This is a genomic window from Acinetobacter pullicarnis, from assembly GCF_006352475.1.
Taxonomy (GTDB): Bacteria; Pseudomonadota; Gammaproteobacteria; order Pseudomonadales; family Moraxellaceae; genus Acinetobacter; species Acinetobacter pullicarnis.
Genome location: NZ_VCMZ01000001.1, coordinates 3,400,948 through 3,425,294 on the forward strand (window position 1 = coordinate 3,400,948; position 24,347 = coordinate 3,425,294).

Consider the following 24,347-nt stretch of genomic DNA (forward strand, 5'->3'; position numbering starts at 1 on the left):
TTTAAGATTGGTCGCTGATTTCATCCGCTTTTCGGAATTTAGCGCAGTTTAAATCTGAGCACCTGATCATCAAACTTAGCATTTTTTAGTGCTTTACGATCTGCAAAATAATTATTGCTGACTCGCCAAGGTGCATTCCGCCCTTGTTTTGGCATTACATCAGCAGCACGTGCGATATAGCCAGCACTTAAACTCCCCATCACAGTATCTTCGAGTAACTGACTCGGGTCGCCCTGTGCGATGACCTCATCCAAATGATGCTGATCCATATAATTAAGCAGACGACAAATATAATTTGCTGCAATATCAACCTTTAGTGTCCAAGAGGCATTGATGTAGCCAATAATCATTGCCATATTGGGCACATCACTCACCATCACACCTTGATATAACATATGTTCTGAGGTGTTCAGCGCTTGACCATCAATGCTGACCTGTATTCCACCCAAGATTTGAATCTGTAGTCCTGTTGCAGAAACAATAATATCAGCTGACAAATGCTGCCCAGATTTAAGTTGGATACCCGTCTCCGTAAATGCCTCAATCTGATCCGTTTCAACGCTTGCATGCCCTGAGCCCAACACCTGAAACAAATCAGCGTCTGGGACTACACAGAGTCGCTGATCCCATGGTGCATAACGCGGTGTAAAGTGTTTCATATCCACTTTCGCGTTGAGCTGTGAAGCAACTGAGCGTAATAACACACGTCGCAACAGTTGAGGATGCTTTTGTGCCAGCACATAGACACCACGTTGCATCACAATATTACGCGTGCGCGCAATTTTGTAGGCCAATGCCTCGGGTAAAAACTGACGCATCTTCTTATAAACAAAATCAGTCGCAGGGACCGAAGCAATGTAAGTCGGTGAGCGTTGTAACATGGTGACATGCTCAGCACCGCCCTTGACCAAAGCAGGCACCAATGTAATCGCAGTTGCACCACTGCCAATAATCACAATTTTTTTGCCGAGATAATCTAAATCTGTAGGCCAATGCTGCGGATAAACCAATGGTCCTTTAAACTGATCTTGATTCGGGAAATCAGGCTGAAAGCCTTGATCATAGTTATAGTAACCTGTGCAGCCAAATATAAAATTTGCGATCCAGGTTTGTTTATTCTGCGCAGCATCTTCAATTTCGACCTGCCATTTCTTGCTCTCAGAATTATAATTTGCTGAAAGAACACGATGATTAAAATGAATTTTATTTTTTAAATCGAATTCATCAACAACTTCACTCAAATAGTTTTTGATAGCCGCACCATCTGCCAACACACTGGACTTTGTCCAAGGCTTAAAGTCGAAGCCAAATGTTGACATATCTGAATCAGAACGAATCCCCGGATACTGAAACAAATCCCAAGTGCCGCCAAAGCTTTGCCGCCGCTCAATGATCTCAAATGAACGCTTAGGAGATTTTTTTGAAAGATGTGCTGCTAACCCGATACCAGACAGCCCTGCACCAACGATAAGAAGATCAACATGCTTTTCCATATTATTTTTATGGCCTGTATTTGAGATAGCTTATTAAAACACAATTTTGACAATCAGCAATGTCAAGTTAATAGAAACAGAGGATTATTATGCCAGTCGAGATTGATGATTGAGAAAGCAACAAATTTCAGGCATAAAAAAAGGCCAGTGTTTCAACTGGCCTTTTTCACGAATAATATAAAATTATTCTGCTGAAGTTTTCACTTCGCGATCTACAAGCTCAACATAAGCCATTGGTGCAGCATCACCTGCACGGAAGCCCGCTTTAAGCACACGTAGATAACCGCCATTACGTTCTTTGTAACGAGGGCCTAATACGGTAAATAGTTTACCGACAATAACAGCTGAACGAGTACGAGCAAACGCTAAACGACGGTTTGCTACAGTATCGTTTTTAGCTAGCGTGATTAAAGGCTCAGCAACACGACGTAATTCTTTAGCTTTAGGCACAGTTGTTTTGATCAACTCATGCTCAAATAAAGAATTAGCCATGTTTTGGAACATCGCTTTACGATGACTACTGGTACGGCCTAATTTCACACCACTATTACGATGACGCATGGTGATAGTCCTACTTAATTAACGGCTACGATAGGCGAAACGATCGTCCATACGGAGGCTAGCCGGTGGCCAGTTCTCTAAACGCATGCCGAGTTGTAAGCCTTTTGAAGCCAGAACATCTTTGATTTCAGTCAACGATTTTTTACCTAAGTTAGGCGTTTTTAATAGCTCAACTTCAGTACGTTGTACTAGATCTCCGATGTAGTAAATATTTTCTGCTTTCAAACAGTTAGCAGAACGAACAGTTAGCTCTAGATCATCCACTGGACGAAGCAAGATTGGGTCAACTTCTTCACGAGGTTCTTGAGCCACAGGCGCTTGATCTTTCTGAAGATCAACAAAGATTGCAATTTGTTGTTGCAAGATTGTTGCCGCTTTACGGATTGCTTCTTCAGGATCTACAGTGCCGTTAGTACCAAGATCAATGACAAGTTTATCAAGGTCCGTACGTTGTTCTACACGCGCATTTTCTACGGTATAAGACACACGTTGGATCGGGCTATAAGAAGCATCTAACTGTAAACGACCCACTGGGCGAGTTTCGCCTTCTGGGAAACGTGAATCAGATGTTTCATAACCACGGCCTTGAGCAACTTTCAGGCGCATTTTCAATGAACCAGAGGCACTGAGTGTGCCAATCAAATGCTCAGGGTTAACCACTTCAACATTATGAGGTAAACGAAGGTCTGCAGCAGTAACATCGCCAGGACCTTGTTTTTCTAATGTTAAATATGCTTCGTTTTGATCGAACAGTTTAATAGACAACCCTTTAAGGTTCAGCAAGAGCTCGACGATGTCCTGCTGCAAGCCTTCTAAAGTACTGTACTCGTGTTCGACACCTTCTATTTCAACTTCAACCACAGCAGCGCCAGGTAAAGAAGACAGTAGGATACGACGTAAAGCATTCCCTAGAGTATGGCCAAAACCACGCTCTAAAGGTTCCAGAATCACTTTTGCCGAGGTCCCGCTTGCCGCTTCGACCTTAATCGCTTGCGGTGTTAGAAACTCGTTTGCAGTACGCGTCATTATTGCTACCTCAAGGATTATTTAGAATACAATTCTACAATCAAGCTTTCGTTGATTTCAGCAGGTAAATCAGAACGATCTGGTGCAGCTTTAAATGTACCTTCTAATTTAGAATGATCAACATCCATCCAAGAAGGAATACCACGTTGAGCTGCTAACTCAATTGCGTTTTTAATACGTAATTGTGGTTTAGCACCTTCGTGAACTGCAACAACATCACCAGCTTTAACTTGAATAGACGCAATGTTAACACGACGACCATTTAAAGTAATGCTACGGTGAGATACCAGCTGACGAGCTTCTGCACGTGTAGAACCAAAACCCATGCGATAAACAACGTTATCAATGCGGCTTTCAAGCAGTTTCAACAAGTTTTCACCTGTTGCACCTTTTACACGAGCTGCTTCTTTGTAGTAGTTACTAAATTGACGCTCTAACACACCGTACATACGACGTACTTTTTGTTTTTCACGTAATTGTAGTGAGTACTCAGACTGTTTTGCACGGCTTTGGCCATGTTGGCCAGGCGCTTTAGCATGTTTTTTTGTTTTGACGTCAAATGGTTTGACGCCAGATTTAAGTTGCAGGTCTGTCCCTTCGCGGCGAGAGAGTTTGCATTTTGGACCAATATAACGAGCCATGAATGTTTCTCCTTAGACGCGACGTTTTTTAGGTGGACGGCAACCGTTGTGAGGAATTGGTGTCACATCGGTAATGCTATTAATTTTATAACCCACTGCACCTAAAGCACGAACCGCAGATTCACGACCTGGACCAGGACCTTTTACAAGGACGTCCAAGTTTTTCAATCCGTAGTCTAAAGCTGCTTTACCAGCAACTTCAGCAGCTACCTGAGCAGCAAACGGAGTTGATTTACGTGATCCACGGAAGCCTTGTCCACCTGAAGTGGCCCAAGCCAGTGCATTACCTTGACGATCGGTAATAGTCACAATGGTGTTATTAAAAGAAGCGTGAATGTGTGCAACACCTTCAGAGACGGTACGGGTGACCTTCTTGCGTGCGCGAGTATCTTTAGCCATCTTTTAGCTTCCAGAAATCTTATTTCTTAATAGGTTTGCGCGGACCTTTACGGGTACGTGCGTTAGTTTTGGTGCGTTGTCCGCGAACAGGCAAGCTGCGACGATGACGAAGACCGCGGTAGCAGCCTAAATCCATTAAACGTTTAATGTTCATGGAAATTTCGCGACGTAAATCACCTTCGGTCGGAACCTTGGCAACTTCTGCACGAATCGCATCAAGCTGAGCATCATCTAATTCACGAATTTTAGTGGTGGTGGTAATACCAGCAGCAGCTAAGATGTTCTTAGCAGTATGGCGACCAATACCAAAAATATAAGTGAGAGAGATAACAGCATGCTTGTTATCCGGAATGTTTACACCGGCAATACGAGCCATTCATTTTCTCCAAAAAGGCAGCAGAGATAATCAACCGCCCCACAAATCTTGAGGGGCGGATAGTAACCTAATTTGCCTACTGAAATCAACAGGTCTTGATTAATAAATTAACCTTGACGTTGTTTATGACGAGGTTCTGCGCTACAAATTACGCGAATTACCCCATTACGACGGATAACTTTACAGCTACCACAAATTTTCTTTACAGAAGCTTGAACTTTCATAATGAAACCTCTAAGTGCGCTTATCCCTTAGGATGAGCAGTCGTTTTCTTCATTAGTGATTGATTGTCATACTGATGCGACGTTAAGTGAGCTTGAAGTTGAGCCATGAAATCCATAACTACGACGACAACAATCAGCAAAGAGGTACCACCCAAAGTGAATGGAATACCGAAAGAACTTTGCAAAATCATTGGCATCAAACAAATCACTGTAATGTAAATTGCACCAATAAACGTCAAACGACTAAGAATATGATCTAAATAACGAGCAGTTTGCTCACCTGGGCGAATACCAGGTACATAAGCTCCACTGCGTTTCAAATTCTCTGAAACTTCTTTAGGGCTAAATACAAGCGCTGTATAGAAGTAGCAGAAAAAGATAATTAACGCACCGAAGAGCACCAAATAAAACGGTCGTCCAGGCGATAATTCTAATGCCAAAGTTTGTAAGGTCTGCTGGAAAAAACTTGCATCAGCTTCAGTGCTACCTAACCATTGGCCTAAGCTTGCAGGAAAGAGCAGTAACGAACTTGCGAAGATTGCGGGAATGACCCCAGCCATATTAATCTTCAAAGGCAAGTGCGTTTGCTGTGCAGTAAATACGCGACGACCTTGCTGCTTTTGAGCATAGTTGACAGTGATTCGACGTTGAGCTTTTTCAATAAACACGATCGCAGCAAGGACTGCTACAGAGAGCAATCCAAACACGACAAGACCGATCATACCAATGCTGCTAGTTCCATCATTTGCCGAAGAAAATGATTGAGCAACAAGCCCTGGTAAACCTGCCACAATACCTGCAAAGATAATCATTGAGATCCCGTTACCGATACCACGTTCGGTAATCTGTTCTCCCAACCACATCAAGAACATTGTCCCTGCAACCAAAGAGGTCAATGCAGGAACCATGAATGCAAGACCAGAAGTCAAGGTAATACCCTGAGCAACCAAGCCAGCACACATGCCTATGCCTTGTACTATTGCAAGTAAAAGTGTGCCATAACGCGTATATTGATTAATCTTACGCTTACCCTGCTCACCTTCTTTTTTCAATGCTTCTAGCGATGGTACTACCGTTGACATCAACTGCACGATAATCGATGCAGAGATGTAAGGCATGATACCCAAAGCTAGAATAGACATCCGTTCTAATGCTCCGCCTGAGAACATGTTAAACAAGCCAATGAAAGTACCTTCATTTTGCTTGAAAAAACCTGCTAAGGCGACATTATCGATACCTGGCAAAGGAATATGCGTTCCTAGTCGAAAGACGACCAATGCGCCAACTAAGAACATTAATCGACGAATAATTTCACGGTATTTCACATGAAATGGTTGACCTTTCATCATGTGAACATGACCTGAAGAACTAGGAGACATACTCACTCGCGATTACTCCTCGACTTTACCGCCAGCAGCTTCAAGAGCAGCTTTAGCGCCTTTAGTCAATGGAACACCTTGTACAGTAAATGCACGAGTCACTTCACCAGAAAGAACGATACGAGCACGTAACATATCTTTACGCACAACGTTAGCTGCTTTCAAAGTTTCAAGACTAACAAGATCGCCTTCTACTTTAGCAAGTTCAGACAAACGTACTTCAGCAGTTTTCAAAGCAATTTGGCTAGTAAAACCGAATTTAGGCAAACGACGATATAATGCAGTTTGACCACCTTCAAAGCCCGGACGAACGCCACCACTTTTACGTGATTTTTGTCCTTTAACACCGCGACCACCTGTTTTACCAACGCCAGAGCCTATACCACGACCCACGCGAAGATTTTCACGTTTAGCACCTTCTGCAGGTGCAAGTTCATTTAAACGCAGAGTCATGGCTTATTCCTCTACACTAACCATATAGTAAACTTTGTTGACCATACCACGGTTAGAAGGCGTATCTTGCACTTCTACAGTATGACCAATACGACGCAGACCTAAACCTTGTAGACAAAGTTTGTGATTTTTCAAACGATGTGATGAAGATTTGATCTGGGTAACTTTAATCGTTTTCATGATTGATTACCCTAAAATTTGTTCTACTGAAAGACCACGTTTCGCAGCGACTTTCTCAGGAGAAGTCATATCACGCAAACCATTAAAAGTTGCGTTTACTACGTTAGCAGCATTGGTAGAACCATAGCATTTCGTCAATACGTTACGTACACCAGCAGCTTCAAGTACAGCACGCATAGAACCACCAGCAATTACGCCAGTACCTTCAGAAGCAGGCTGCATGAAAACACGGCTAGCGCCATGACGAGCATTAATTGGGTGTTGTAAAGTGCCTTCAGCAAGTTCGATAGTAATCATGTTACGACGAGCAGCTTCAAGTGCTTTAGAAATAGCAGCTGGAACTTCACGTGCTTTACCACGACCAAAACCGACGCGACCATTACCATCACCTACCACAGTCAATGCTGTGAAAGAGAAGATACGACCACCTTTAACAACCTTGGCTACACGATCAACGGCAACCAGCTTTTCAACGAGACCTTCGTTTTGTTCAACTTTCGCCATGATTAGAACTCCAAGCCGCCTTCACGGGCAGCATCAGCCAAGGCTTTAATACGACCATGATATTTAAAACCAGAACGGTCAAATGCAACTTTAGTTACACCAGCTGCTTTGGCACGTTCTGCGATTAAAGCACCTACTTTACTCGCTGCTTCGGTATTACCCGTAGCACCAGCGCGTAAAGTAGCGTCTAAAGTTGAAGCTTGCGCTAAAACTTTGCCACCATCGGCTGAAATCAATTGAGCATAGATGTGACGCGGAGTGCGGTTTACACACAAACGAGTCGCACCCAATGCACGGATGTGCAAGCGTGTGCTTTTCGCACGACGCAAACGGGATTGTTTCTTTTCGTTCATAAGAACCTCGCGCCCTATTTCTTCTTAGCTTCTTTACGAAGAACAACTTCATCCGAATAACGAACACCTTTACCTTTATAAGGTTCAGGAGAACGGTAAGAGCGAATATCAGCAGCCACTTGACCTAACAATTGTTTATTTGCAGACTTCAACACGATTTCAGTCGCGATTGGAGTTTCAGCAGTTACACCTTCTGGAAGTGCATAATCAATTGGGTGAGAAAAACCGAGGTTAAGGTTAACAACGTTACCTTTAACTGCAGCTTTATAACCGACACCGATCAGTTGTAGCTTACGTTCAAAGCCTTCATTAACACCTTTCACAAGGTTATTTAAAACAGCGCGAGCAGTACCTGCTTGCATCCAGCCGTCTCTCGACTCTTTTGCTGGAGCAATGTGCAGAGCACCATCTTCCTGTTTGAGCTCGACCAGCGCATGCAGGTTGAAAGACAATGTACCTTTGCTGCCTTTCACTTCGACCTGCCGGCCGTTCTGAGTAACTGTTACACCATTCGGCACAGTTACTGGGGCTTTAGCCACACGAGACATGAGGAATCACCTATTAAGAAACAAAAGCAATAACTTCACCACCGATGCCCGCAGAGCGTGCAGCGCGATCAGTCATGATGCCTTGGCTTGTAGAAACAATTGCAATACCCAAACCTTGCTTAACGCTCGGTAATTTATCTTTACCGCGATACTGACGTAGACCTGGACGGCTTACGCGTTTCACAGTTTCGATAACTGGTTTGCCTTCGAAATATTTTAAAGTGATGGTCAAAGTTGGTTTGCCTTCTAAATCAGCAACACCTACATCTGAAACATAACCTTCTTGTTGAAGAACGTTTGCAATAGCAACCTTCAACTTAGAATTCGGCATAGAAACGGTTTGTTTCTTAGCCATTTGTGCGTTACGAACACGGGTTAGCATGTCGGCAACGGTATCTTGCATACTCATCTAGTCGCTCCTTACCAGCTTGCCTTAACAACGCCCGGTACATCACCTTGCATTACTGTTTCGCGTAATTTGTTACGGCTTAAGCCGAACTTACGGAAGTAACCATGAGGACGACCAGTTAAACCACAGCGGTTACGCAAACGCACTGGAGATGCGTTACGCGGCAATGCTTGAAATTTCATCATCGCTTCAAAACGCTCTTCGTCAGTTGCATTTACATTTGCAATCGTTGCTTTTAATTCAGCACGTTTTGCAGCGTATTTAGCAACGGTCTGTTCGCGTTTTAATTCGCGATTAATCATACCTTTCTTAGCCATATCGACCTCTTATTTAAACGGGAAGCCGAATGCACGCATAAGCGCACGGCCTTCGTCATCGGTGCGAGCAGTCGTAGTAATAGTAATATCCATACCACGAATACGATCAATCTTGTCATAATCGATTTCAGGGAAAACGATCTGTTCTTTCAAGCCCATCGAGTAGTTACCACGACCGTCGAAAGATTTCGCTGAGAAACCACGGAAGTCACGGATACGAGGGATTGCGATTGAGATCAAACGGTCCAAGAATTCGTACATTTGGTCGCCGCGTAAAGTAACTTTACAACCGATCGGCCAACCATCACGGATTTTAAAACCAGCGATAGATTTACGCGCAAGAGTAAGTACTGGTTTTTGACCTGCAATTGCTTGCATATCAGAAAGTGCGCCATCTAATAATTTCTTATCAGCTGAAGCAGCACCAACACCCATGTTGATCGTAATTTTTGTAATACGCGGAATTTGCATTACATTCTCAAGAGCCAACGTATCTTTCAGTTGAGTCTTAAGTTCTTCGTTATAACGTGTTCTAAGTCTGGCCATTGCCTTTTCAACCTATTACTTCGCCGCCGCCACTGATTCACCATTTGATTTATAAACACGAACTTTCGTGCCTTCTGCATCAAACTGGTAACCAACACGGTCAGCCTTTTGGGTTGTAGCATTAAAAACTGCCACGTTTGAGATATGAAGCGAAGCTTCTTGTGTAACGATACTACCTTCAGTACCAGTTGCACGGTTCGGCTTTTGATGCTTCTTCACCAAGTTAAGGCCTTCAACCTTAACTCGATCGTTAGATACAGACAAAACAGTACCCTGTTTGCCTTTCTCTTTACCTGCGATCACAATTACTTGATCGTTTTTCTTAATCTTAGCCATGATTGCCTCTATTATAGAACTTCAGGAGCCAATGAAATGATTTTCATGAACTGTTCAGTACGAAGTTCACGAGTCACTGGTCCAAAAATACGAGTGGCAATCGGAGCCTTGTTATTATTTAAAATAACAGCAGCATTATCATCAAAACGGATCACTGAACCATCTGGACGACGAATACCAAATTTTGTACGAACAACCACTGCATTCATCACGTCGCCTTTTTTAACACGGCCACGCGGAATTGCTTCTTTTACAGTAACTTTAATAATATCGCCAACAGAAGCATAACGACGGTGTGAACCACCTAGTACTTTAATACATTGTACGCGGCGTGCACCACTATTGTCTGCTACGTCGAGCATACTTTCGGTTTGAATCATTGCCCTACTCCAAAACCGAGCATCACCGGTCGCAATTTCGAAAGGCTCAAAGAGTACTCGAAATTGACCGATGATGCAACAAGAACCTAATTACTCAGCAGCTGCTTCAACGACTTCCACTAAAGCCCAAGCTTTAGTTTTAGAAATTGGGCGGCTTTCTTTAATGGTTACAACATCGCCAGTTTTAGCAGTGTTGTTCTCATCATGAGCGTGTAATTTAGTTGAACGGCGAAGTGATTTGCCATACAACGGGTGTTGAACGCGGCGTTCGATAAGTACAACAATAGACTTGTCCATTTTGTCGCTTACTACTTTGCCGGTTAACGTGCGGACTACATTTTCACTCATTGTCCGTTCCCCTGTTTTTCGGTGAGGAGTGTCTTAATACGTGCAACAGTCTTACGAGCAACTTGCACTTCGTGCGATTTACCCAATTGACCCGTCGCTTTCGCCATACGAAGACGGAATTGGTTAAGCTGTTGCTCATCAAGCAAAGCTTTCAATTCTTCTACCGATTTTTCACGTAGATCTTTAGTTTTCATTACATTACCGTCCGAGTCACGATAGTGGTTTTAAACGGAAGCTTAGCAGCAGCAAGCGCAAACGCTTCACGTGCTAATTCTTCGTTCACACCTTCCATTTCGTACAGGATCTTACCTGGTTTGATTTCGCAAACCCAGTACTCCACACTACCTTTACCTTTACCCATACGTACTTCTAATGGTTTTTGAGTAATTGGTTTGTCTGGAAATACACGGATGAAGATTTTACCACCACGTTTTACACGACGGCTAATGGTACGACGCGCTGCTTCAATTTGACGCGCAGTCATACGACCACGTTCAACTGATTTAAGTGCGATTGTACCAAATGATACTGTACTGCCACGATGCGCAAGACCAGTGTTACGGCCTTTTTGCACTTTACGGAATTTAGTACGTTTAGGTTGCAACATGGATTATTCTCCCTTTTCAGCAGAACGATCATTGCGACGACCACGACGCTCCTGACCTTCACCACGACCGCGACCACGTTTAGCTGGACGTTCTTCAGCTGGTGCTGGGTTCATGACTTGCTTCATGCCACCCAAGATTTCACCGCGGAAAATCCAAACTTTAACGCCAATCGTACCGTAAGTTGTTTCAGCACGTACAGATGAATAGTCGATGTCTGCACGAAGCGTATGTAAAGGTACACGACCTTCACGATACCACTCAGTACGCGCAATCTCTGCACCACCTAGACGACCTGAAACTTCAACTTTGATACCTTTAGCGCCAGCACGCATTGTGTTTTGTACCGCACGCTTCATAGCACGACGGAACATAACACGCTTTTCTAGTTGAGAAGCAATTGCTTCAGCAACAAGACGTGCGTCTAAATCTGGGCGATCGATTTCGTTGATACTTACTTGCGCTGGAACACCCATGATTGTGGTGAGTTCACGCTGTAATTTCTCAATATCTTCGCCTTTTTTACCGATTACGATACCTGGACGAGCAGTGCTAATTGTTACTTTAGCAGCACCTGTAGGACGTTCGATAAGAATATTGCTGATCATCGCGCTTTTAAGTTTTTTATTCAAAAACTCACGAACTTGAAGATCTTTAAGCAAATATTCAGCGTATTGTTTCGGACTCGCATACCAGTTAGCGTTATGACGTTTCACAACACCTAGGCGGATACCGATTGGATGAACCTTCTGACCCATATCAAACCCCTACCTTAACGGTGATGTGACAAGTACGCTTAGTAATACGATCCGCACGGCCTTTAGCACGTGGCAAAATACGTTTCAGGCTAGTGCCTTCATCAACGTAAATCGTAGAAACTTTAAGGTCGTCTACATCTAAACTGTTATTATGTTCAGCGTTTGCAATTGCAGATTCCAAAGCTTTTTTTACAAGAACAGCAGCTTTTTTGTTGCTGAAGTTCAAGATGTTTAATGCGTGAGCAATTGACTTGCCACGAATTAAATCTGCAACCAAACGTGTTTTTTGTGCCGAGATGGCGGCACCGCGTAATTTAGCAGTTACTTCCATTGTGAGCACCTTAACGTTTAGACTTCTTGTCAACACCGTGACCACGATAGGTACGAGTTGGCGCGAATTCACCGAGTTTATGACCAACCATATGTTCAGATACAATCACTGGAACATGGTTACGGCCATTATGAACAGAAATTGTTAGACCAACAAAATCCGGGAGGATCATCGAACGACGCGACCAAGTTTTGATCGGCTTACGAGTATTACTCGCTACAGCCGCTTCAACCTTAGCGAACAAGTGCGCATCGACGAATGGGCCTTTTTTCAGAGAACGAGGCATTGTCAGATTCCTTTACTTGTTACTTAACGCGACGGTCGCGAATGATCATCTTAGTCGTACGCTTATTGGTACGTGTTTTGTACCCTTTCGCTTTTTGACCCCATGGGCTTACAGGCTGAATACCTTTATTACGCCCTTCACCACCACCGTGCGGGTGATCAACTGGGTTCATCGCCATACCACGAACGGTAGGACGAACACCACGCCAGCGTGAAGCACCAGCTTTACCCAATGAACGAAGGTTGCTTTCTTGGTTAGAAACTTCACCAATTACAGCGCGGCATTCAACATGCACTTTACGCATTTCGCCTGAACGCAGACGTAGAATTGCGTAAGAACCGTCACGACCCAACAACTGAACAGAAGTACCAGCTGAACGAGCTAATTGCGCGCCTTTACCGATTTTAAGTTCAATGTTATGTAGTGTAGAACCGATAGGCATGTTGCGAAGTGGCAAGCAGTTACCTGGACGAATTGGAGCATCGTTACCAGACTGTACTTTATCACCAGCACGTAAACCTTTAGGTGCAATAATGTAACGACGTTCGCCATCAGCATACAAAACTAAAGCAATGTGTGCGGTACGGTTAGGATCGTATTCAATACGTTCAACAGTGGCTGGAATGCCATCTTTGTTACGTTTGAAGTCAACTATACGGTACTGTTGTTTATGACCACCACCAATGTGACGAGTCGTGATGTGACCGTTGTTATTACGACCACCAGTACGTTTTTTAGCCTCTGTCAACGGTGCATGAGGTGCGCCTTTGTGGAGATGGTCATGAACCACTTTCTCTACAAAGCGACGTCCCGGAGACGTTGGCTTACATTTTTGAATTGGCATAAATTTCGTCCTTATTCCGCTGCGCTTTCAGCGGTATCGCCCAAGTCAGCCATTTCAACATCTTGGCCAGCTTTCAGGGTGACGTATGCTTTTTTAACATCAGAACGGCGTCCTAATGTTTTACCAAAGCGTTTAGTTTTACCTTTAGTAATTGTTGTGTTTACTTTCAACACTTCAACACCAAAGAGTTGCTCTACTGCTTTTTTGATTTCAAGTTTATTTGCATCAACTGCAACTTTAAAAACTTGAACACCAGCAGTATCACCTAAAGCTTGTGCTTTTTCTGAGAATACAGGCCCTTGAAGGACTTGATAGATACGTTCGTTATTCATCCGAGTTCTACCTCAATCTTCTTAGCAGCAGCAACAGACATAATAACTTTATCGAACGCGATCAAGCCAACAGGATCGATTGCAGCAGCATCAACCACATCAACGTGCGGAAGGTTACGAGCTGCAAGATATAGATTCTCATCTACAGCTTCTGTAACGATCAATGCGCGAGTGGCATTTAAGTCGTTCAGTTTAGCAAGCAATTCTTTAGTTTTTGGAGCTGCAACAGAAAACTCTTCAACTAACACAAGACGATCTTGGCGAACAAGTTCAGCTAAGATACATTGCATTGCGCCACGATACATTTTGCGGTTAACTTTTTGAGACCAATCTTGTGGACGAGCAGCAAAAGTTTTACCACCACCAACCCAGATTGGGCTACGAATAGAACCAGCACGCGCACGGCCTGTACCTTTTTGACGGAATGGCTTTCTGCCACCGCCAGATACGTCTGCACGTGATTTCTGAGCGCGAGAACCTTGACGGCCGCCAGCTAAATAAGCTGTAACAACCTGGTGTACAAGCGCTTCATTAAATTCGCGACCGAAAGCAACTTCAGACAATTCAACAGCAGAGCCGGAAACAGTTTGTAAATTCACGTAATTTCCCCTCAAGCCTTGATCGTAGGACGAACAATAACGTCACCACCAGTAGCGCCAGGAATTGCACCTTTAACTACAAGAATTGAGCGTTCTGCGTCGATAGATACAACCTCAAGACCCTGTACGGTTACACGTTCAGCGCCCATATGGCCGGCCATTTTCTTACCTTTAAACACGCGTCCAGGTGTCTGGTTTTGACCAGTTGAACCTAAAACACGGTGTGAAAGCGAGTTACCGTGAGTTGCATCTTGGGTACGGAAATTCCAACGCTTAACACCACCTTGGAAACCTTTACCTTTTGATTGACCAGTTACATCAATTACTTGACCAACTGTGAACAAATCAACACCGATAGTACCACCAACTTCACGACCTTCAAGGTCAGCTTCAGTAGCACGGAACTCTTGAACTAAACGACCAGCAGCAACACCCGCTTTAGCGAAGTGACCTTTCTGAGCATTTGTTACACGAGATTCGCGACGTTCGCCAGTAGTAATCTGAATCGCTTGATAACCATCAGTTTCAAGCGTTTTGATTTGAGTGATACGGTTTGGATCAACTTCGATCACCGTAACTGGCACAGAGACGCCGGCTTCCGTAAAAATACGGGTCATACCGCACTTACGACCGACTAAACCAATAGCCATGTGTGTAAACCTCTTAAAAAGCGGCTTAATTAACTTTATTCGTTAATTAACCGAAAGCCTTAACCCAATGCGATCTGAACATCAACACCAGCTGCAAGATCTAATTTCATTAAAGCATCAACAGTTTTATCTGTAGGCTGAACGATATCGATCAAACGCTTGTAAGTGCGGATTTCATACTGATCACGCGCATCTTTATTTACATGCGGTGAAGTAAGAACGTTGAAGCGTTCGATGCGTGTAGGCATCGGGATTGGACCACACACTTGTGCTCCAGTACGCTTAGCGGTTTCTACGATCTCTTGAGACGATTGATCAATCAGACGATGATCAAAAGACTTAAGACGGATACGGATTCTCTGGTTAGACATACCAGTAAACTCCAAGCCAAAAACATAAAGAATCACCTTTGACGCAGCTCACCCATTGGTAAGTGTCAAAGGCAGTGAAAATCACTAAGGTCATGATCGATGCCATGACTGTAACGATCTAAACGACTAATTTATCGTTTAGCCCTTGCTATTCAAGGGTTGCCCATTATAGCTACTGTTTAAGCATTAAGCAAACCTATTTAGGCTTTTTATCCATTTTAATTGTATATAAAACCTGATGTAGCCTAGACATCATGATTAATGCTTTAGAACATAATCAATAGCTTGATTAAGCAATTGATTACCAATAATAAAGTCTGACTTCCTGGTCATTTCGAGCGTATGTAAAGGCTGCACATTTACACCATCAAAAACCAATTCCTCACGCTCATGTTCAATAAAAACTTTAAGTGCATCAGGTGTAATTTCAGGGTGAAATTGGAAGCCCAATACGTTTGTTCCAATTTGAAAAAGTTGGTTTGAACAAACCGCATTTTCGGCCAGTCGAACAGCGCCTTTGGGGATATCAAAAGTCTCACTATGCCACTGCATAATATTTATTTCACTCGATAAACTAAAATAACCTTTTGGAACATAAGCACTTGGATAAACCGTTGTCCAACCCAACTCTTGTTCAGCATTTCGTTGAACATTTGCACCCAATGAATTTGCGATTAATTGCCCCCCTAAACATAAACCAATCGCAGGTTTAGATGCAGCCAAATAACGACGAATCCAACGCTTCTCCACCCTCAACCATGGAAAATTAACTTCATCATTTACACTCATCGCCCCACCCATAACAAGCAGTAAGTCGACATCATCGACACTCGGAAGCGCATCAACTTCTAATGCAAAATCAATAGGTAATGCAAAAAATTCCGTAGCGCTAATCTCAGCCCCCAAGGACTTGAGATATTCATAACAACTCCCAAAACCTTCCCCTGCAATATGAAGAAAATAATGTACTTTTAATTTTTTCATTATGTTTCACCCACTCTATTTTTAATTTCTTTTAATCTGCAAAAATAAAGCCAATCATTCTTTTATTTATCTTGGTTCACAATTTTTTGCTTTGCTCCTCTTCATTAATATGCTTTGCTTCAAACATAACTTAATTCATAAAATTTATGAGTATTCTTGTGAAAAGACATCCACAGACCAGCCTTATTCATGCAACACGCAAAGCACCACAATTTATCTCTACTGTGCAACCGCCGCTGTTCCGTGCTTCCACCATTATATTTAACAATACGGATGCACTGTTTAATCGACACTGGACAGATGATTATGATTATAGCTATGGCACACATGGCACACCAACCACCTATACACTGGCCGATCAAATTGCGCTAAATGAAGGAGGTGAGCATTGCCTGCTCGCACCAAGTGGTTTATCAGCTATCAACCTAGTGAATAGTTGCTGCTTGAGTCATGGTGATGAAGTTTGGGTAGCAGATAACATCTATGGTCCAAATATGGAGCATTTGCGCGATCTTCAAAAGCGTTATGGCATTGTGGTCAAAGTTTATGATGGCTTAGATGCACAAAGCTTTCAGCCCTCAAAGCAAGCAAAGCTGCTTTGGCTTGAAGCGGCAGGCTCAGTTAGCTTAGAGTTCCCTGACCTAAAAGGACTCATTAAAAAAGCCAAACAAGCGGGTGTATGCATTGCACTCGACAATACCTGGGGTGCAGGACTTGCCTTTAACCCTTTTGACCTCAGCGATGAGCACTTAGCCGTCGATATTAGCGTCCACGCACTCACCAAATATCCAAGTGGTGGTGGTGATATCTTAATGGGTGCGATTATTACTCAAGATAAAGTCCTACACCATCGCTTACTACGCATGCACGCCCTACAAGGCATTGCCGTTTCAGCTGATGATACTGCGCAAGTTCAACGCAGTCTGAGCTCTATGGCATTACGCTATGCACAACATGCGAAAAGTACGCAAACCGTTTTGGACTGGCTGATTCATCAGCCTGCTTTCTCTCAAGTTTTACACCCTGCATACCCACAGAGCGCTGGACATCAATATTGGCTGGAAATCTGTCAAACTGGCTTGAGTGCTGGACTGGTCAGTGTAGTGTTTAAACCAGAATTCGACATGCAGGCTGTTCGTGCTTTCTGCGACCATCTACAACTGTTCAAACTCGGCTTCAGTTGGGGTGGTCCGCTCAGCCTAGTCATGCTCTATCAAATTGAAGATATGCGCCACTTGGCTCACCCTCATTTAAATGCTGGCATTCTGGTTAGATTTTGTATCGGGCTAGAACATCCAGAAGATTTAATACAAGATATAGCCCAAGCATTAAAACGAATGAATTCACCATAAACAATAAAATTCGCATAGGGGAATACCATGGCAACACCCATGATCATTGCAAAGAAATCGACTGATTTAGCAACAGATATTGTTCTACATTCACAGTTTGCCAATCGGCACGGCTTGATTGCAGGTGCAACTGGCACAGGCAAAACGGTCACCTTAAAAGTGTTGGCTGAAGGATTTTCTCAGATGGGTGTCCCGGTTTTCCTCGCCGATGCCAAGGGCGATGTATCCAGCATTGCCAAAGCAGGAACAAGCAATCCCAAATTTGATGCGCGTCTACAAAGCTTAGGTATTGAGGCGATCAACTTTGAAGGCGCACCGGTTACATTTTGGGATTTGTTTGGTGAACAAGGCCATCCCATTCGCACCACCATTTCAGAAATAGGCCCTTTGCTACTTGCACAAATGCTGAATCTGAATGACACGCAACAAGGTGTACTTGCCGCGGTGTTTCGAATTGCGGATGACCAAGGACTACTGTTGATTGACTTTAAAGATCTTAAAGCAATGCTGAGTTATGTCAGTGAAAATGCATCCGCTTTAAAAGCGGATTATGGCAACCTCTCCCCTGCCAGCTTAGGTGCCATTCAACGGAACTTATTGGCGCTGGGGGATCAGGGCGCTGAAAACTTTTTTGGCGAACCTAGCCTAGATATTATGGATTTTATGCAGACTGATGCTGATGGACGTGGCTATATTAACCTCCTCGCTGCCGATAAGCTCATGAACACCCCAAAACTCTATGCCACCTTTTTACTCTGGATGCTGTCTGAGTTATTTGAGAAACTCCCAGAAGTTGGTGATTTAGACCAACCCAAATTGGTATTTTTCTTTGATGAAGCCCACTTACTCTTCAATAATGCAAGCCCAACACTGCAAGAAAAAATTCAACAAGTGGTTCGCTTAATTCGCTCCAAAGGCGTTGGCATCTATTTTATTAGTCAAAGTCCGCTGGATATTCCTGAAAATGTGCTTGGGCAACTAGGCAATCGCATTCAACATGCGCTCAGAGCATTCACCCCCAAAGATCAAAAAGCAGTAAAGACAGCAGCAGAAACCTTTAGAGCCAATCCAGAATTTAAAGCTGAAGCCGTAATCACTGCACTTGCAGTAGGTGAAGCGTTGATTAGCTGTCTAGACGAGCAAGGGACACCGCAAATTGTAGAACGTGGCATGATCATGCCGCCACGCTCCGCTTTCACTCCTATTCATGCTGACGAGCGACAAAAACTGATGCAACAGAGTTTAGTTGCAGGTGTTTATGAGCAAGCAGTTGATCGCGACAGCGCCTATGAAATGCTACAACGTAAAGTCAATGAAAGCGCACAACAGCAATTGCTGGAAAACGAAGCAAAACAACAGGAAGTACTGGCAAAGCAACACGCCAAAGAGCAGGAGCGGTTTGAACGGGAGCAACAAAAAGAAGCCGAACGCCAAGCCAAAGATCGCAGCAAATTAACCGAGGATATCGTCAGCACCTTTGCCAAAAGTGCTGCACGTAGCTTAGGTGGATCAAGTGGTCAGAAATTAATTCGCGGTTTACTGGGTTCATTGTTTGGAAAACGTTAACTCCAAGCAAGATCTACCTAAAGCGAAGACATCGAAATTTTTTCTATTAATTAACAACACTAAAGGCCTACGGGTTATCGCCTTTAGTGTATGTGAAAGATAAATGCCATATTCCTATGAGATACTCGAATACGACATAGACTTAATTATTTTATGGTTTTTTAAAAATAAGTATTTACAATAGAATAGATAAAATGTATTTTAAATACATCTTATAATCACAACAGTAGTTTTAGCCATGATGACACCACAGCAAATTGAACTCGTAAAAAGTACCGTTCCTGTATTGAAAGAACACGGTGTGGCGCTAACCAGTTATTTCTATAAACGCATGTTGAACAACAACCCAGAACTTAAAAATATATTTAATCTCGATAGCCAAGAATCTGGTCGTCAACCACGTGCATTGGCGGGTGCGGTTTTGGCTTATGCTGAACACATTGAAAATCCAACTGTGTTGGCCAAAGCAATTGAACATATTGCCAAAAAACACGTCAGTCTCGATATCCAAGCAGACCAGTATTCGATTGTAGGCGAAAACCTCTTACATTCAATCAGTGAAGTGCTTGATGTTCCATTTGAATCAGACTTAATTGCGGCTTGGGAACAAGCGTATTTACAGCTTGCAGAAATTTTGATTAATGTTGAAAAACAAAAATACGAAGCACTCAGTGCACAAGTTGGTGGCTGGGCGGGCTGGCGTGAGTTTGAGATTGCCGCCATCGAAAGTACAGATGCAGGTCAACGCTTCACCGTTAAACCAACAGACACTGAAGCCCTACTTGCCGCGAATACAGGTGAATTTATTTCAGTTAAAGTTAAAGTACCTACCCACGACTTACATCAACCACATCAATTCACACTGAGCGACAGTGCCGAACAGCAATATCAATTTGTGGTTAAACCTGAAGAAAATCATACTGAATATTCAGTTCCAAATATTTTACTTAACCATTACAACGTTGGTGACCGTGTCACAGTCAGCGCACCACTACCAACCAGATAATTTGGATAAAAATTAAATCTTTGTTTTCAAACAGATCATCTCTTGATGATCTGTTTCTATTTTCAACTTCTGATTTTTGCTAATATTTTATAATCCCAAGTATGCTCGCCCATTTACAGGGCATTTAAAAATTCTTTAGATGATCTCTATGCAACTACGCGTTATCATACGGAAAATCTCATTTAATGTAGTTTTAAGCCTCATGCAACTGAATAAGTTTACCGACTACGCCTTACGCATCGTCATGTACATCTCACCACCACGGGATGTGCCGTACACCATTGCGGAGTTAGCAGAGAACTTACAGGTTTCACAAAACCACTTGGTTAAAGTTGTCCATTTCATGGCTAAAAATGAATGGATTATCACCAGTCGTGGCAAAGGGGGTGGCATCCGATTAAACCCAGATGCGCTCAGCGCTCAACTGGGTGAAATGGTAAAAATTCTCCAAGGTAATCAAGAGATTATCGACTGCAACAGCCCTCCTTGTGTACTTCGTAAGCATTGCGACCTTAAAGGTGTTTTAGATCAGGCCATGCAGCAATTCTATAATCATTTAAATCAATACCGCTTAGCCGATGTGGTTCAATCTGCGGCTGCAACGATGAGCTCAAGTACAAATTACATTTCACTTTACAACATTTAAAGTGGCGTAAATCCCTCATCCCACCCTCCATAAATACAGACAGATTCGCTTGCACAATTGAGTTCCTATATAATGCATGTCGTTGACGATTAGGTTTGAAGTTAAATTATGCATCGCAGTAGTGGAAAGTCGAAAAATAGTAAGACAGCCAACGCCCCGAAACAAAAAATCAGTTATGAGAAAAAGGTGGACTCTGCGATCTCGGCATATTCATCTTCTTCCTTAACTTGGTTGCGTCAGGCTGAGTTTCTCATGAGTGCACCTAAGCTAAACTTATGTGTTGAGGATACAGGTTATGAAATTGCCTTTGCTGGTCGCTCTAATGCCGGTAAGTCGAGTGCAATCAATGCCATCACCAACCAAAAGCAGCTGGCTCGTGCCTCGAAACGTCCTGGTCGCACCCAGATGATCAACTTTTTTAGCTTGGGCAATCCCGATCAACGCTTAGTCGACCTTCCTGGTTATGGCTATGCAGCGGTGCCTGAAGCGATGAAATTGGTTTGGCAAAAAGAACTTGAGAATTACTTGATTCACCGTGAAAGCTTACAAGGCTTGGTGTTATTGATGGATATCCGTCATCCACTACAGCATTTTGACATCATGATGTTGGAATGGGCACATTCACGTAATTTGTTCATGCATGTGTTGTTGACCAAATCAGACAAGTTAAATCGTGGACCTGCCCATAAAGTCTTGCATGAAGTGCAACAGCAATTGAAAAAAATGAATCTAAACTTCTCGATTCAGTTATTTTCATCAATGAATCGACAAGGACTTGAAGAGTTAGCCAGCGTAATGGCTGGTCGACTTAACTACACCCTCGAGGTAAAACCAGAGTTTGATTTAAGCAGTATTCCAACACTTTCTGAAGCCGATGCGGATGTGGAAAGTGAGGCTGATTCTGATCTAGCGCACGGTACCGATACGACTGAAAGCATCGAAGAATCTAAATAATTCATCTGATTGAAATAGCTTAACTGCTGTTAGAAAGTCTGATCAAATAGATGATTCAGCAATAAAAATGGGCGCATTCAGCGCCCATTTTTATGCTTAAATTCGCTTAATTCTCTACATTAGCTCTTGATCGAATCTAATGCATCATCTTTGACGTGATGGTCGACCACGACACTAATCATAATGTCACCTTGTACGTTCACGACCGTACGTACGGTATCTAATAAGCGGTCAATCGGTAGTAAAATCGCAATCGCTTCCGCTGGCAAGCCCACTGATTGCAACACCATAATCATAGTGACCATGCCCGCGCTCGGAATACCGGGTGCTCCCAAAGAGGCGATCATTGCGGTTAAACAGACGATCAATTGCTGTGTCAAACTTAACTCTAAGCCCATTAAGTTAGCAATAAATAAAGCCGCAGCAGCCTCATACAGCGCTGTACCATCCATATTTAATTGCGACCCCAAAGGAATAACAAAACCTGCTGTTTCCGCACGCACACCTAGGTTTTGCTGCGCACATTGCATTGATAACGGCATCGTTGCCGAGCTTGAACTGGTGGCAAATGCCGTGATCAATGCAGCACGCGCCCCTTTAAAAAATCGCCAAGGGCTCATTCGCCCAAAGATCCACAGCAATAATGGCAAGACGACTAAACCATGGAAAATAGTTGTTCCCGTCACCACCAAAGAAAACTCAAGTAAGCGGCTTAAAATACTAATGTCTTCGGTGGCGATCAGTTTTGCCAACAGGGCAAAAATCCCCAAAGGTGCTAGCTTCATCACCCAAGAGATCATGAGCATCATCATGTCAAAAAACTGCTGACTTAACTTGAGGATACTGCTAAAACGCGGCCCACCTTGCACCAACCCCACCCCAACCAACAAGGCAAAAATCACGACAGCCAAAATATTGCCATCAGCAAAGGCTTTAAATGGGTTAATTAAGGTGTTTTGAATAAAATTGGTGAAAAATGAAGAAGGCGTTAAGGTGTCCGGCGTTTTCTGCGACTGCATTGCATCTTGGAATAGCGCAATATCAACGCCCTTACCCACGTCAAACAGATGCGCCGCACTCAGCCCCAAAATCAAAGCCAACGTCGTGGTGGTAACAAAGCACATCAGCGTGATTTTCCACACTTTCCCCAATTGCCCACCAGACTGTAAATTAGACACACCAACCACAATCGAGCTAAAAATCAAGGGCACCAGCAGCATTTTCAGCAAGCCGATGAAAATACTGCTGGCAATGTTTAGACCATAAAGGCTACCAGCAACAAATGTGCCTGCTGGGAATTCATTTAAGAAAAAACCGAATCCGACACCTAGGATTGCCGCGATTAAAATTTGGGTATTAAGGCTCATACGTGTTGATTTTAATTGTGGGTTTGCCTGCACTATGCCATTTCTTAGACAATCAATCGAGTCTAATTAAGAAAATTAGGCATAAAATAAATGCTTTATATAGCTCAAATTATGCACACACACGTTCGCCCACGACTCATTGCGTTTTAAACTCACGCACTCGCATTAAGCCTTCTTGTGTGGTACTGCAAACCAGTTTGCCATTTTGCCACATCCGACCGAAATTTAAGCCGCGAGAGCTATGTGTTACCGTGGACTCCATATCGTAGAGCATCCACTGGTCAGCACGAACAGGACGATGGAAATAAATCGCATGATCAATACTGGCACACTGCAGGCTTGGCGATACATAGCTTAAACCATGCGGTTTTAGTCCCGTCACCATCAAGGTGTAGTCCGAATAGAACGCCACAATCGCTTGGTGTAAAGAAATATCGTCCACAAGTCCAGGTGCGATAGGTTGATGTGTACGCAGATAATGCGCTTGCTTCGGTATTTCCGGGTGCGGTAGAAATGGATTACTTACTGTTACTGGCCGAATTTCAACCTGACGCGGTCGCATAAATGCAGCACGAATATTTTCAGGGACAAAATCGATCAGGCTTTCTTTAAGCTGCTGTTCAGGAATCAGTTCATCTGGCTCTGGATAATCTGGCGATTCCATTTGATAACCCAAACCTTCTTCCTCATTCACGAAAGACACCATTGCCGAAAAAATAATTCGACCATGCTGAATCGCGCGTACCTGGCGGCTAATAAAACTTTTGCCATCACGTAACTTATCGACTTCATAGATAATTGGTGCGTTAATGTCACCACCATAAAGAAAATAAGCATGTAATGAATGCGCAGGACGGTCAGTCGTATAAGATGCCGCACGTAAAGCCTGCCCCAAGACTTGACCACCGAACACCCGCTTTCCAACAAGGTTTCGACTTTGTCCGCGAAAAATATGCGCTTCGAGTCTCTCTAGCGTTAATAGATCTACAAGCTCTGTAGTGAGTTGATTCATACCCAATTTATCCTCTGTATATCCCTATATCGATGCAGCTTAATCATATTGAAGTGACAATGTTTGAGATTACACACCCTGAGCGGATATTTTGCCACACCTATTCAATGAATAGCGCGACATTGATTGACTGTATTGTGTTGTCGGTTATTTGATATAATCTCGAAAAATACTTTCCCATGTGGTTCTCAACGGCTGCGTCATTCGCTAG

General features: G+C 43.3%; 36 protein-coding genes and 1 pseudogene. 5 read left to right on the forward strand and 32 right to left on the reverse strand.

Going from position 1 to position 24,347, the window contains the following annotated elements; genetic code table 11:
• Nucleotides 1-38: 38 nt before the first annotated feature.
• From FD716_RS15180 to FD716_RS15325, 30 genes and pseudogenes are all read right to left on the reverse strand, one after another.
• Nucleotides 39-1,493, reverse strand: coding sequence for a flavin-containing monooxygenase (locus FD716_RS15180; RefSeq protein WP_139853101.1), 1,455 nt, complete (start codon nt 1,491-1,493; stop codon nt 39-41).
• 183 nt (nt 1,494-1,676) lie between these two features.
• Nucleotides 1,677-2,054, reverse strand: coding sequence for a 50S ribosomal protein L17 (gene rplQ / locus FD716_RS15185; RefSeq protein ID WP_139853102.1), 378 nt, complete (start codon nt 2,052-2,054; stop codon nt 1,677-1,679).
• An 18-nt stretch (nt 2,055-2,072) separates the two neighbouring features.
• The gene (locus FD716_RS15190) at nt 2,073-3,080 is read right to left on the reverse strand and encodes a DNA-directed RNA polymerase subunit alpha (protein WP_139853103.1); all 1,008 of its coding nucleotides are present in this window, start codon (nt 3,078-3,080) and stop codon (nt 2,073-2,075) included.
• Between the two features lie 17 nt (nt 3,081-3,097).
• Nucleotides 3,098-3,721, reverse strand: a complete 624-nt coding sequence (gene rpsD / locus FD716_RS15195) for a 30S ribosomal protein S4 (protein ID WP_139853104.1) — start codon at nt 3,719-3,721, stop codon at nt 3,098-3,100.
• A 12-nt stretch (nt 3,722-3,733) separates the two neighbouring features.
• Nucleotides 3,734-4,120 (reverse strand): 30S ribosomal protein S11, encoded by a 387-nt coding sequence (gene rpsK / locus FD716_RS15200; RefSeq protein WP_004281491.1) that lies wholly within the window; start codon nt 4,118-4,120, stop codon nt 3,734-3,736.
• Between the two features lie 19 nt (nt 4,121-4,139).
• The gene (rpsM, locus tag FD716_RS15205; protein ID WP_004725722.1) at nt 4,140-4,496 is read right to left on the reverse strand and encodes a 30S ribosomal protein S13; all 357 of its coding nucleotides are present in this window, start codon (nt 4,494-4,496) and stop codon (nt 4,140-4,142) included.
• A gap of 107 nt (nt 4,497-4,603) precedes the next feature.
• The gene (gene rpmJ, locus FD716_RS15210) at nt 4,604-4,720 is read right to left on the reverse strand and encodes a 50S ribosomal protein L36 (RefSeq protein ID WP_000867907.1); all 117 of its coding nucleotides are present in this window, start codon (nt 4,718-4,720) and stop codon (nt 4,604-4,606) included.
• A 20-nt stretch (nt 4,721-4,740) separates the two neighbouring features.
• Nucleotides 4,741-6,066, reverse strand: coding sequence for a preprotein translocase subunit SecY (gene secY / locus FD716_RS15215; protein ID WP_171477111.1), 1,326 nt, complete (start codon nt 6,064-6,066; stop codon nt 4,741-4,743).
• A 45-nt stretch (nt 6,067-6,111) separates the two neighbouring features.
• On the reverse strand, nt 6,112-6,552 hold the full coding sequence (rplO, locus tag FD716_RS15220) for a 50S ribosomal protein L15 (protein WP_139853105.1): 441 nt from the start codon (nt 6,550-6,552) through the stop codon (nt 6,112-6,114).
• Between the two features lie 3 nt (nt 6,553-6,555).
• Nucleotides 6,556-6,732, reverse strand: coding sequence for a 50S ribosomal protein L30 (rpmD, locus tag FD716_RS15225; protein WP_139853106.1), 177 nt, complete (start codon nt 6,730-6,732; stop codon nt 6,556-6,558).
• A gap of 6 nt (nt 6,733-6,738) precedes the next feature.
• A complete protein-coding gene (gene rpsE / locus FD716_RS15230; protein ID WP_139853107.1) occupies nt 6,739-7,236 on the reverse strand; it encodes a 30S ribosomal protein S5 in 498 nt (165 codons plus the stop codon).
• A gap of 2 nt (nt 7,237-7,238) precedes the next feature.
• A complete protein-coding gene (gene rplR / locus FD716_RS15235; protein WP_139853108.1) occupies nt 7,239-7,589 on the reverse strand; it encodes a 50S ribosomal protein L18 in 351 nt (116 codons plus the stop codon).
• Nucleotides 7,590-7,603: 14 nt separating this feature from the next.
• Nucleotides 7,604-8,137, reverse strand: coding sequence for a 50S ribosomal protein L6 (gene rplF, locus FD716_RS15240; protein ID WP_139853109.1), 534 nt, complete (start codon nt 8,135-8,137; stop codon nt 7,604-7,606).
• A 13-nt stretch (nt 8,138-8,150) separates the two neighbouring features.
• Nucleotides 8,151-8,546, reverse strand: a complete 396-nt coding sequence (rpsH, locus tag FD716_RS15245) for a 30S ribosomal protein S8 (protein ID WP_139853110.1) — start codon at nt 8,544-8,546, stop codon at nt 8,151-8,153.
• Between the two features lie 11 nt (nt 8,547-8,557).
• Nucleotides 8,558-8,863, reverse strand: coding sequence for a 30S ribosomal protein S14 (rpsN, locus tag FD716_RS15250; protein WP_139853111.1), 306 nt, complete (start codon nt 8,861-8,863; stop codon nt 8,558-8,560).
• 9 nt (nt 8,864-8,872) lie between these two features.
• On the reverse strand, nt 8,873-9,409 hold the full coding sequence (rplE, locus tag FD716_RS15255) for a 50S ribosomal protein L5 (protein ID WP_139853112.1): 537 nt from the start codon (nt 9,407-9,409) through the stop codon (nt 8,873-8,875).
• Between the two features lie 15 nt (nt 9,410-9,424).
• Nucleotides 9,425-9,745: a 50S ribosomal protein L24 gene (rplX, locus tag FD716_RS15260; RefSeq protein ID WP_139853113.1), complete on the reverse strand. Its 321-nt coding sequence runs from the start codon at nt 9,743-9,745 to the stop codon at nt 9,425-9,427.
• 11 nt (nt 9,746-9,756) lie between these two features.
• Nucleotides 9,757-10,125: a 50S ribosomal protein L14 gene (rplN, locus tag FD716_RS15265; RefSeq protein ID WP_004725701.1), complete on the reverse strand. Its 369-nt coding sequence runs from the start codon at nt 10,123-10,125 to the stop codon at nt 9,757-9,759.
• 90 nt (nt 10,126-10,215) lie between these two features.
• A complete protein-coding gene (rpsQ, locus tag FD716_RS15270; protein ID WP_139853114.1) occupies nt 10,216-10,473 on the reverse strand; it encodes a 30S ribosomal protein S17 in 258 nt (85 codons plus the stop codon).
• A complete protein-coding gene (gene rpmC, locus FD716_RS15275) occupies nt 10,470-10,667 on the reverse strand; it encodes a 50S ribosomal protein L29 (protein WP_004934539.1) in 198 nt (65 codons plus the stop codon). The genes rpsQ and rpmC overlap by 4 nt, the downstream gene beginning before the upstream one ends.
• On the reverse strand, nt 10,667-11,080 hold the full coding sequence (gene rplP, locus FD716_RS15280; protein WP_016654884.1) for a 50S ribosomal protein L16: 414 nt from the start codon (nt 11,078-11,080) through the stop codon (nt 10,667-10,669). The genes rpmC and rplP overlap by 1 nt, the downstream gene beginning before the upstream one ends.
• Nucleotides 11,023-11,836: pseudogene (gene rpsC / locus FD716_RS15285) on the reverse strand (30S ribosomal protein S3); the annotation flags it as partial. The pseudogene rpsC and the gene rplP, both read right to left, overlap by 58 nt.
• A 1-nt stretch (nt 11,837) precedes the next feature.
• Nucleotides 11,838-12,167 (reverse strand): 50S ribosomal protein L22, encoded by a 330-nt coding sequence (gene rplV, locus FD716_RS15290; protein WP_068889854.1) that lies wholly within the window; start codon nt 12,165-12,167, stop codon nt 11,838-11,840.
• Between the two features lie 10 nt (nt 12,168-12,177).
• Nucleotides 12,178-12,453, reverse strand: a complete 276-nt coding sequence (gene rpsS, locus FD716_RS15295) for a 30S ribosomal protein S19 (protein ID WP_139853116.1) — start codon at nt 12,451-12,453, stop codon at nt 12,178-12,180.
• 19 nt (nt 12,454-12,472) lie between these two features.
• The gene (gene rplB / locus FD716_RS15300; RefSeq protein ID WP_139853117.1) at nt 12,473-13,297 is read right to left on the reverse strand and encodes a 50S ribosomal protein L2; all 825 of its coding nucleotides are present in this window, start codon (nt 13,295-13,297) and stop codon (nt 12,473-12,475) included.
• A gap of 11 nt (nt 13,298-13,308) precedes the next feature.
• On the reverse strand, nt 13,309-13,629 hold the full coding sequence (gene rplW / locus FD716_RS15305) for a 50S ribosomal protein L23 (RefSeq protein WP_139853118.1): 321 nt from the start codon (nt 13,627-13,629) through the stop codon (nt 13,309-13,311).
• Nucleotides 13,626-14,228 (reverse strand): 50S ribosomal protein L4, encoded by a 603-nt coding sequence (gene rplD, locus FD716_RS15310; protein ID WP_139853119.1) that lies wholly within the window; start codon nt 14,226-14,228, stop codon nt 13,626-13,628. Before rplD ends, rplW begins: the two co-directional genes overlap by 4 nt.
• 11 nt (nt 14,229-14,239) lie before the next feature.
• Complete coding sequence (gene rplC, locus FD716_RS15315; protein WP_139853120.1) at nt 14,240-14,878, reverse strand: 50S ribosomal protein L3; 639 nt, start codon at nt 14,876-14,878, stop codon at nt 14,240-14,242.
• Between the two features lie 59 nt (nt 14,879-14,937).
• Nucleotides 14,938-15,249 carry a 30S ribosomal protein S10 gene (gene rpsJ / locus FD716_RS15320; protein WP_004725677.1) on the reverse strand — a complete coding sequence of 104 codons (312 nt, stop codon included), beginning with the start codon at nt 15,247-15,249 and terminating at the stop codon, nt 14,938-14,940.
• 258 nt (nt 15,250-15,507) lie between these two features.
• The gene (locus tag FD716_RS15325; RefSeq protein ID WP_139853121.1) at nt 15,508-16,236 is read right to left on the reverse strand and encodes a type 1 glutamine amidotransferase; all 729 of its coding nucleotides are present in this window, start codon (nt 16,234-16,236) and stop codon (nt 15,508-15,510) included.
• A gap of 155 nt (nt 16,237-16,391) precedes the next feature.
• Between FD716_RS15325 and FD716_RS15330 the strand changes: the two genes are divergently transcribed.
• From FD716_RS15330 to yihA, 5 genes are all read left to right on the forward strand, one after another.
• A complete protein-coding gene (locus FD716_RS15330; RefSeq protein ID WP_228714959.1) occupies nt 16,392-17,585 on the forward strand; it encodes a PLP-dependent transferase in 1,194 nt (397 codons plus the stop codon).
• A gap of 27 nt (nt 17,586-17,612) precedes the next feature.
• Nucleotides 17,613-19,151, forward strand: coding sequence for a helicase HerA-like domain-containing protein (locus FD716_RS15335; protein ID WP_139853123.1), 1,539 nt, complete (start codon nt 17,613-17,615; stop codon nt 19,149-19,151).
• 241 nt (nt 19,152-19,392) lie between these two features.
• A complete protein-coding gene (locus tag FD716_RS15340; RefSeq protein WP_139853714.1) occupies nt 19,393-20,157 on the forward strand; it encodes a globin domain-containing protein in 765 nt (254 codons plus the stop codon).
• A gap of 202 nt (nt 20,158-20,359) precedes the next feature.
• Nucleotides 20,360-20,803 carry an RrF2 family transcriptional regulator gene (locus FD716_RS15345; protein ID WP_139853715.1) on the forward strand — a complete coding sequence of 148 codons (444 nt, stop codon included), beginning with the start codon at nt 20,360-20,362 and terminating at the stop codon, nt 20,801-20,803.
• Nucleotides 20,804-20,911: 108 nt separating this feature from the next.
• Nucleotides 20,912-21,757 carry a ribosome biogenesis GTP-binding protein YihA/YsxC gene (gene yihA / locus FD716_RS15350; protein ID WP_139853124.1) on the forward strand — a complete coding sequence of 282 codons (846 nt, stop codon included), beginning with the start codon at nt 20,912-20,914 and terminating at the stop codon, nt 21,755-21,757.
• A 119-nt stretch (nt 21,758-21,876) separates the two neighbouring features.
• Here yihA and FD716_RS15355 read toward each other — a convergent pair whose 3' ends face one another.
• Both FD716_RS15355 and FD716_RS15360 read right to left on the reverse strand, forming a co-directional pair.
• The gene (locus FD716_RS15355; protein WP_139853125.1) at nt 21,877-23,124 is read right to left on the reverse strand and encodes a dicarboxylate/amino acid:cation symporter; all 1,248 of its coding nucleotides are present in this window, start codon (nt 23,122-23,124) and stop codon (nt 21,877-21,879) included.
• Between the two features lie 136 nt (nt 23,125-23,260).
• Entirely contained in the window at nt 23,261-24,136 is an 876-nt protein-coding gene (locus FD716_RS15360) for an acyl-CoA thioesterase (protein ID WP_139853126.1), read from the reverse strand.
• Nucleotides 24,137-24,347 lie beyond the last annotated feature (211 nt).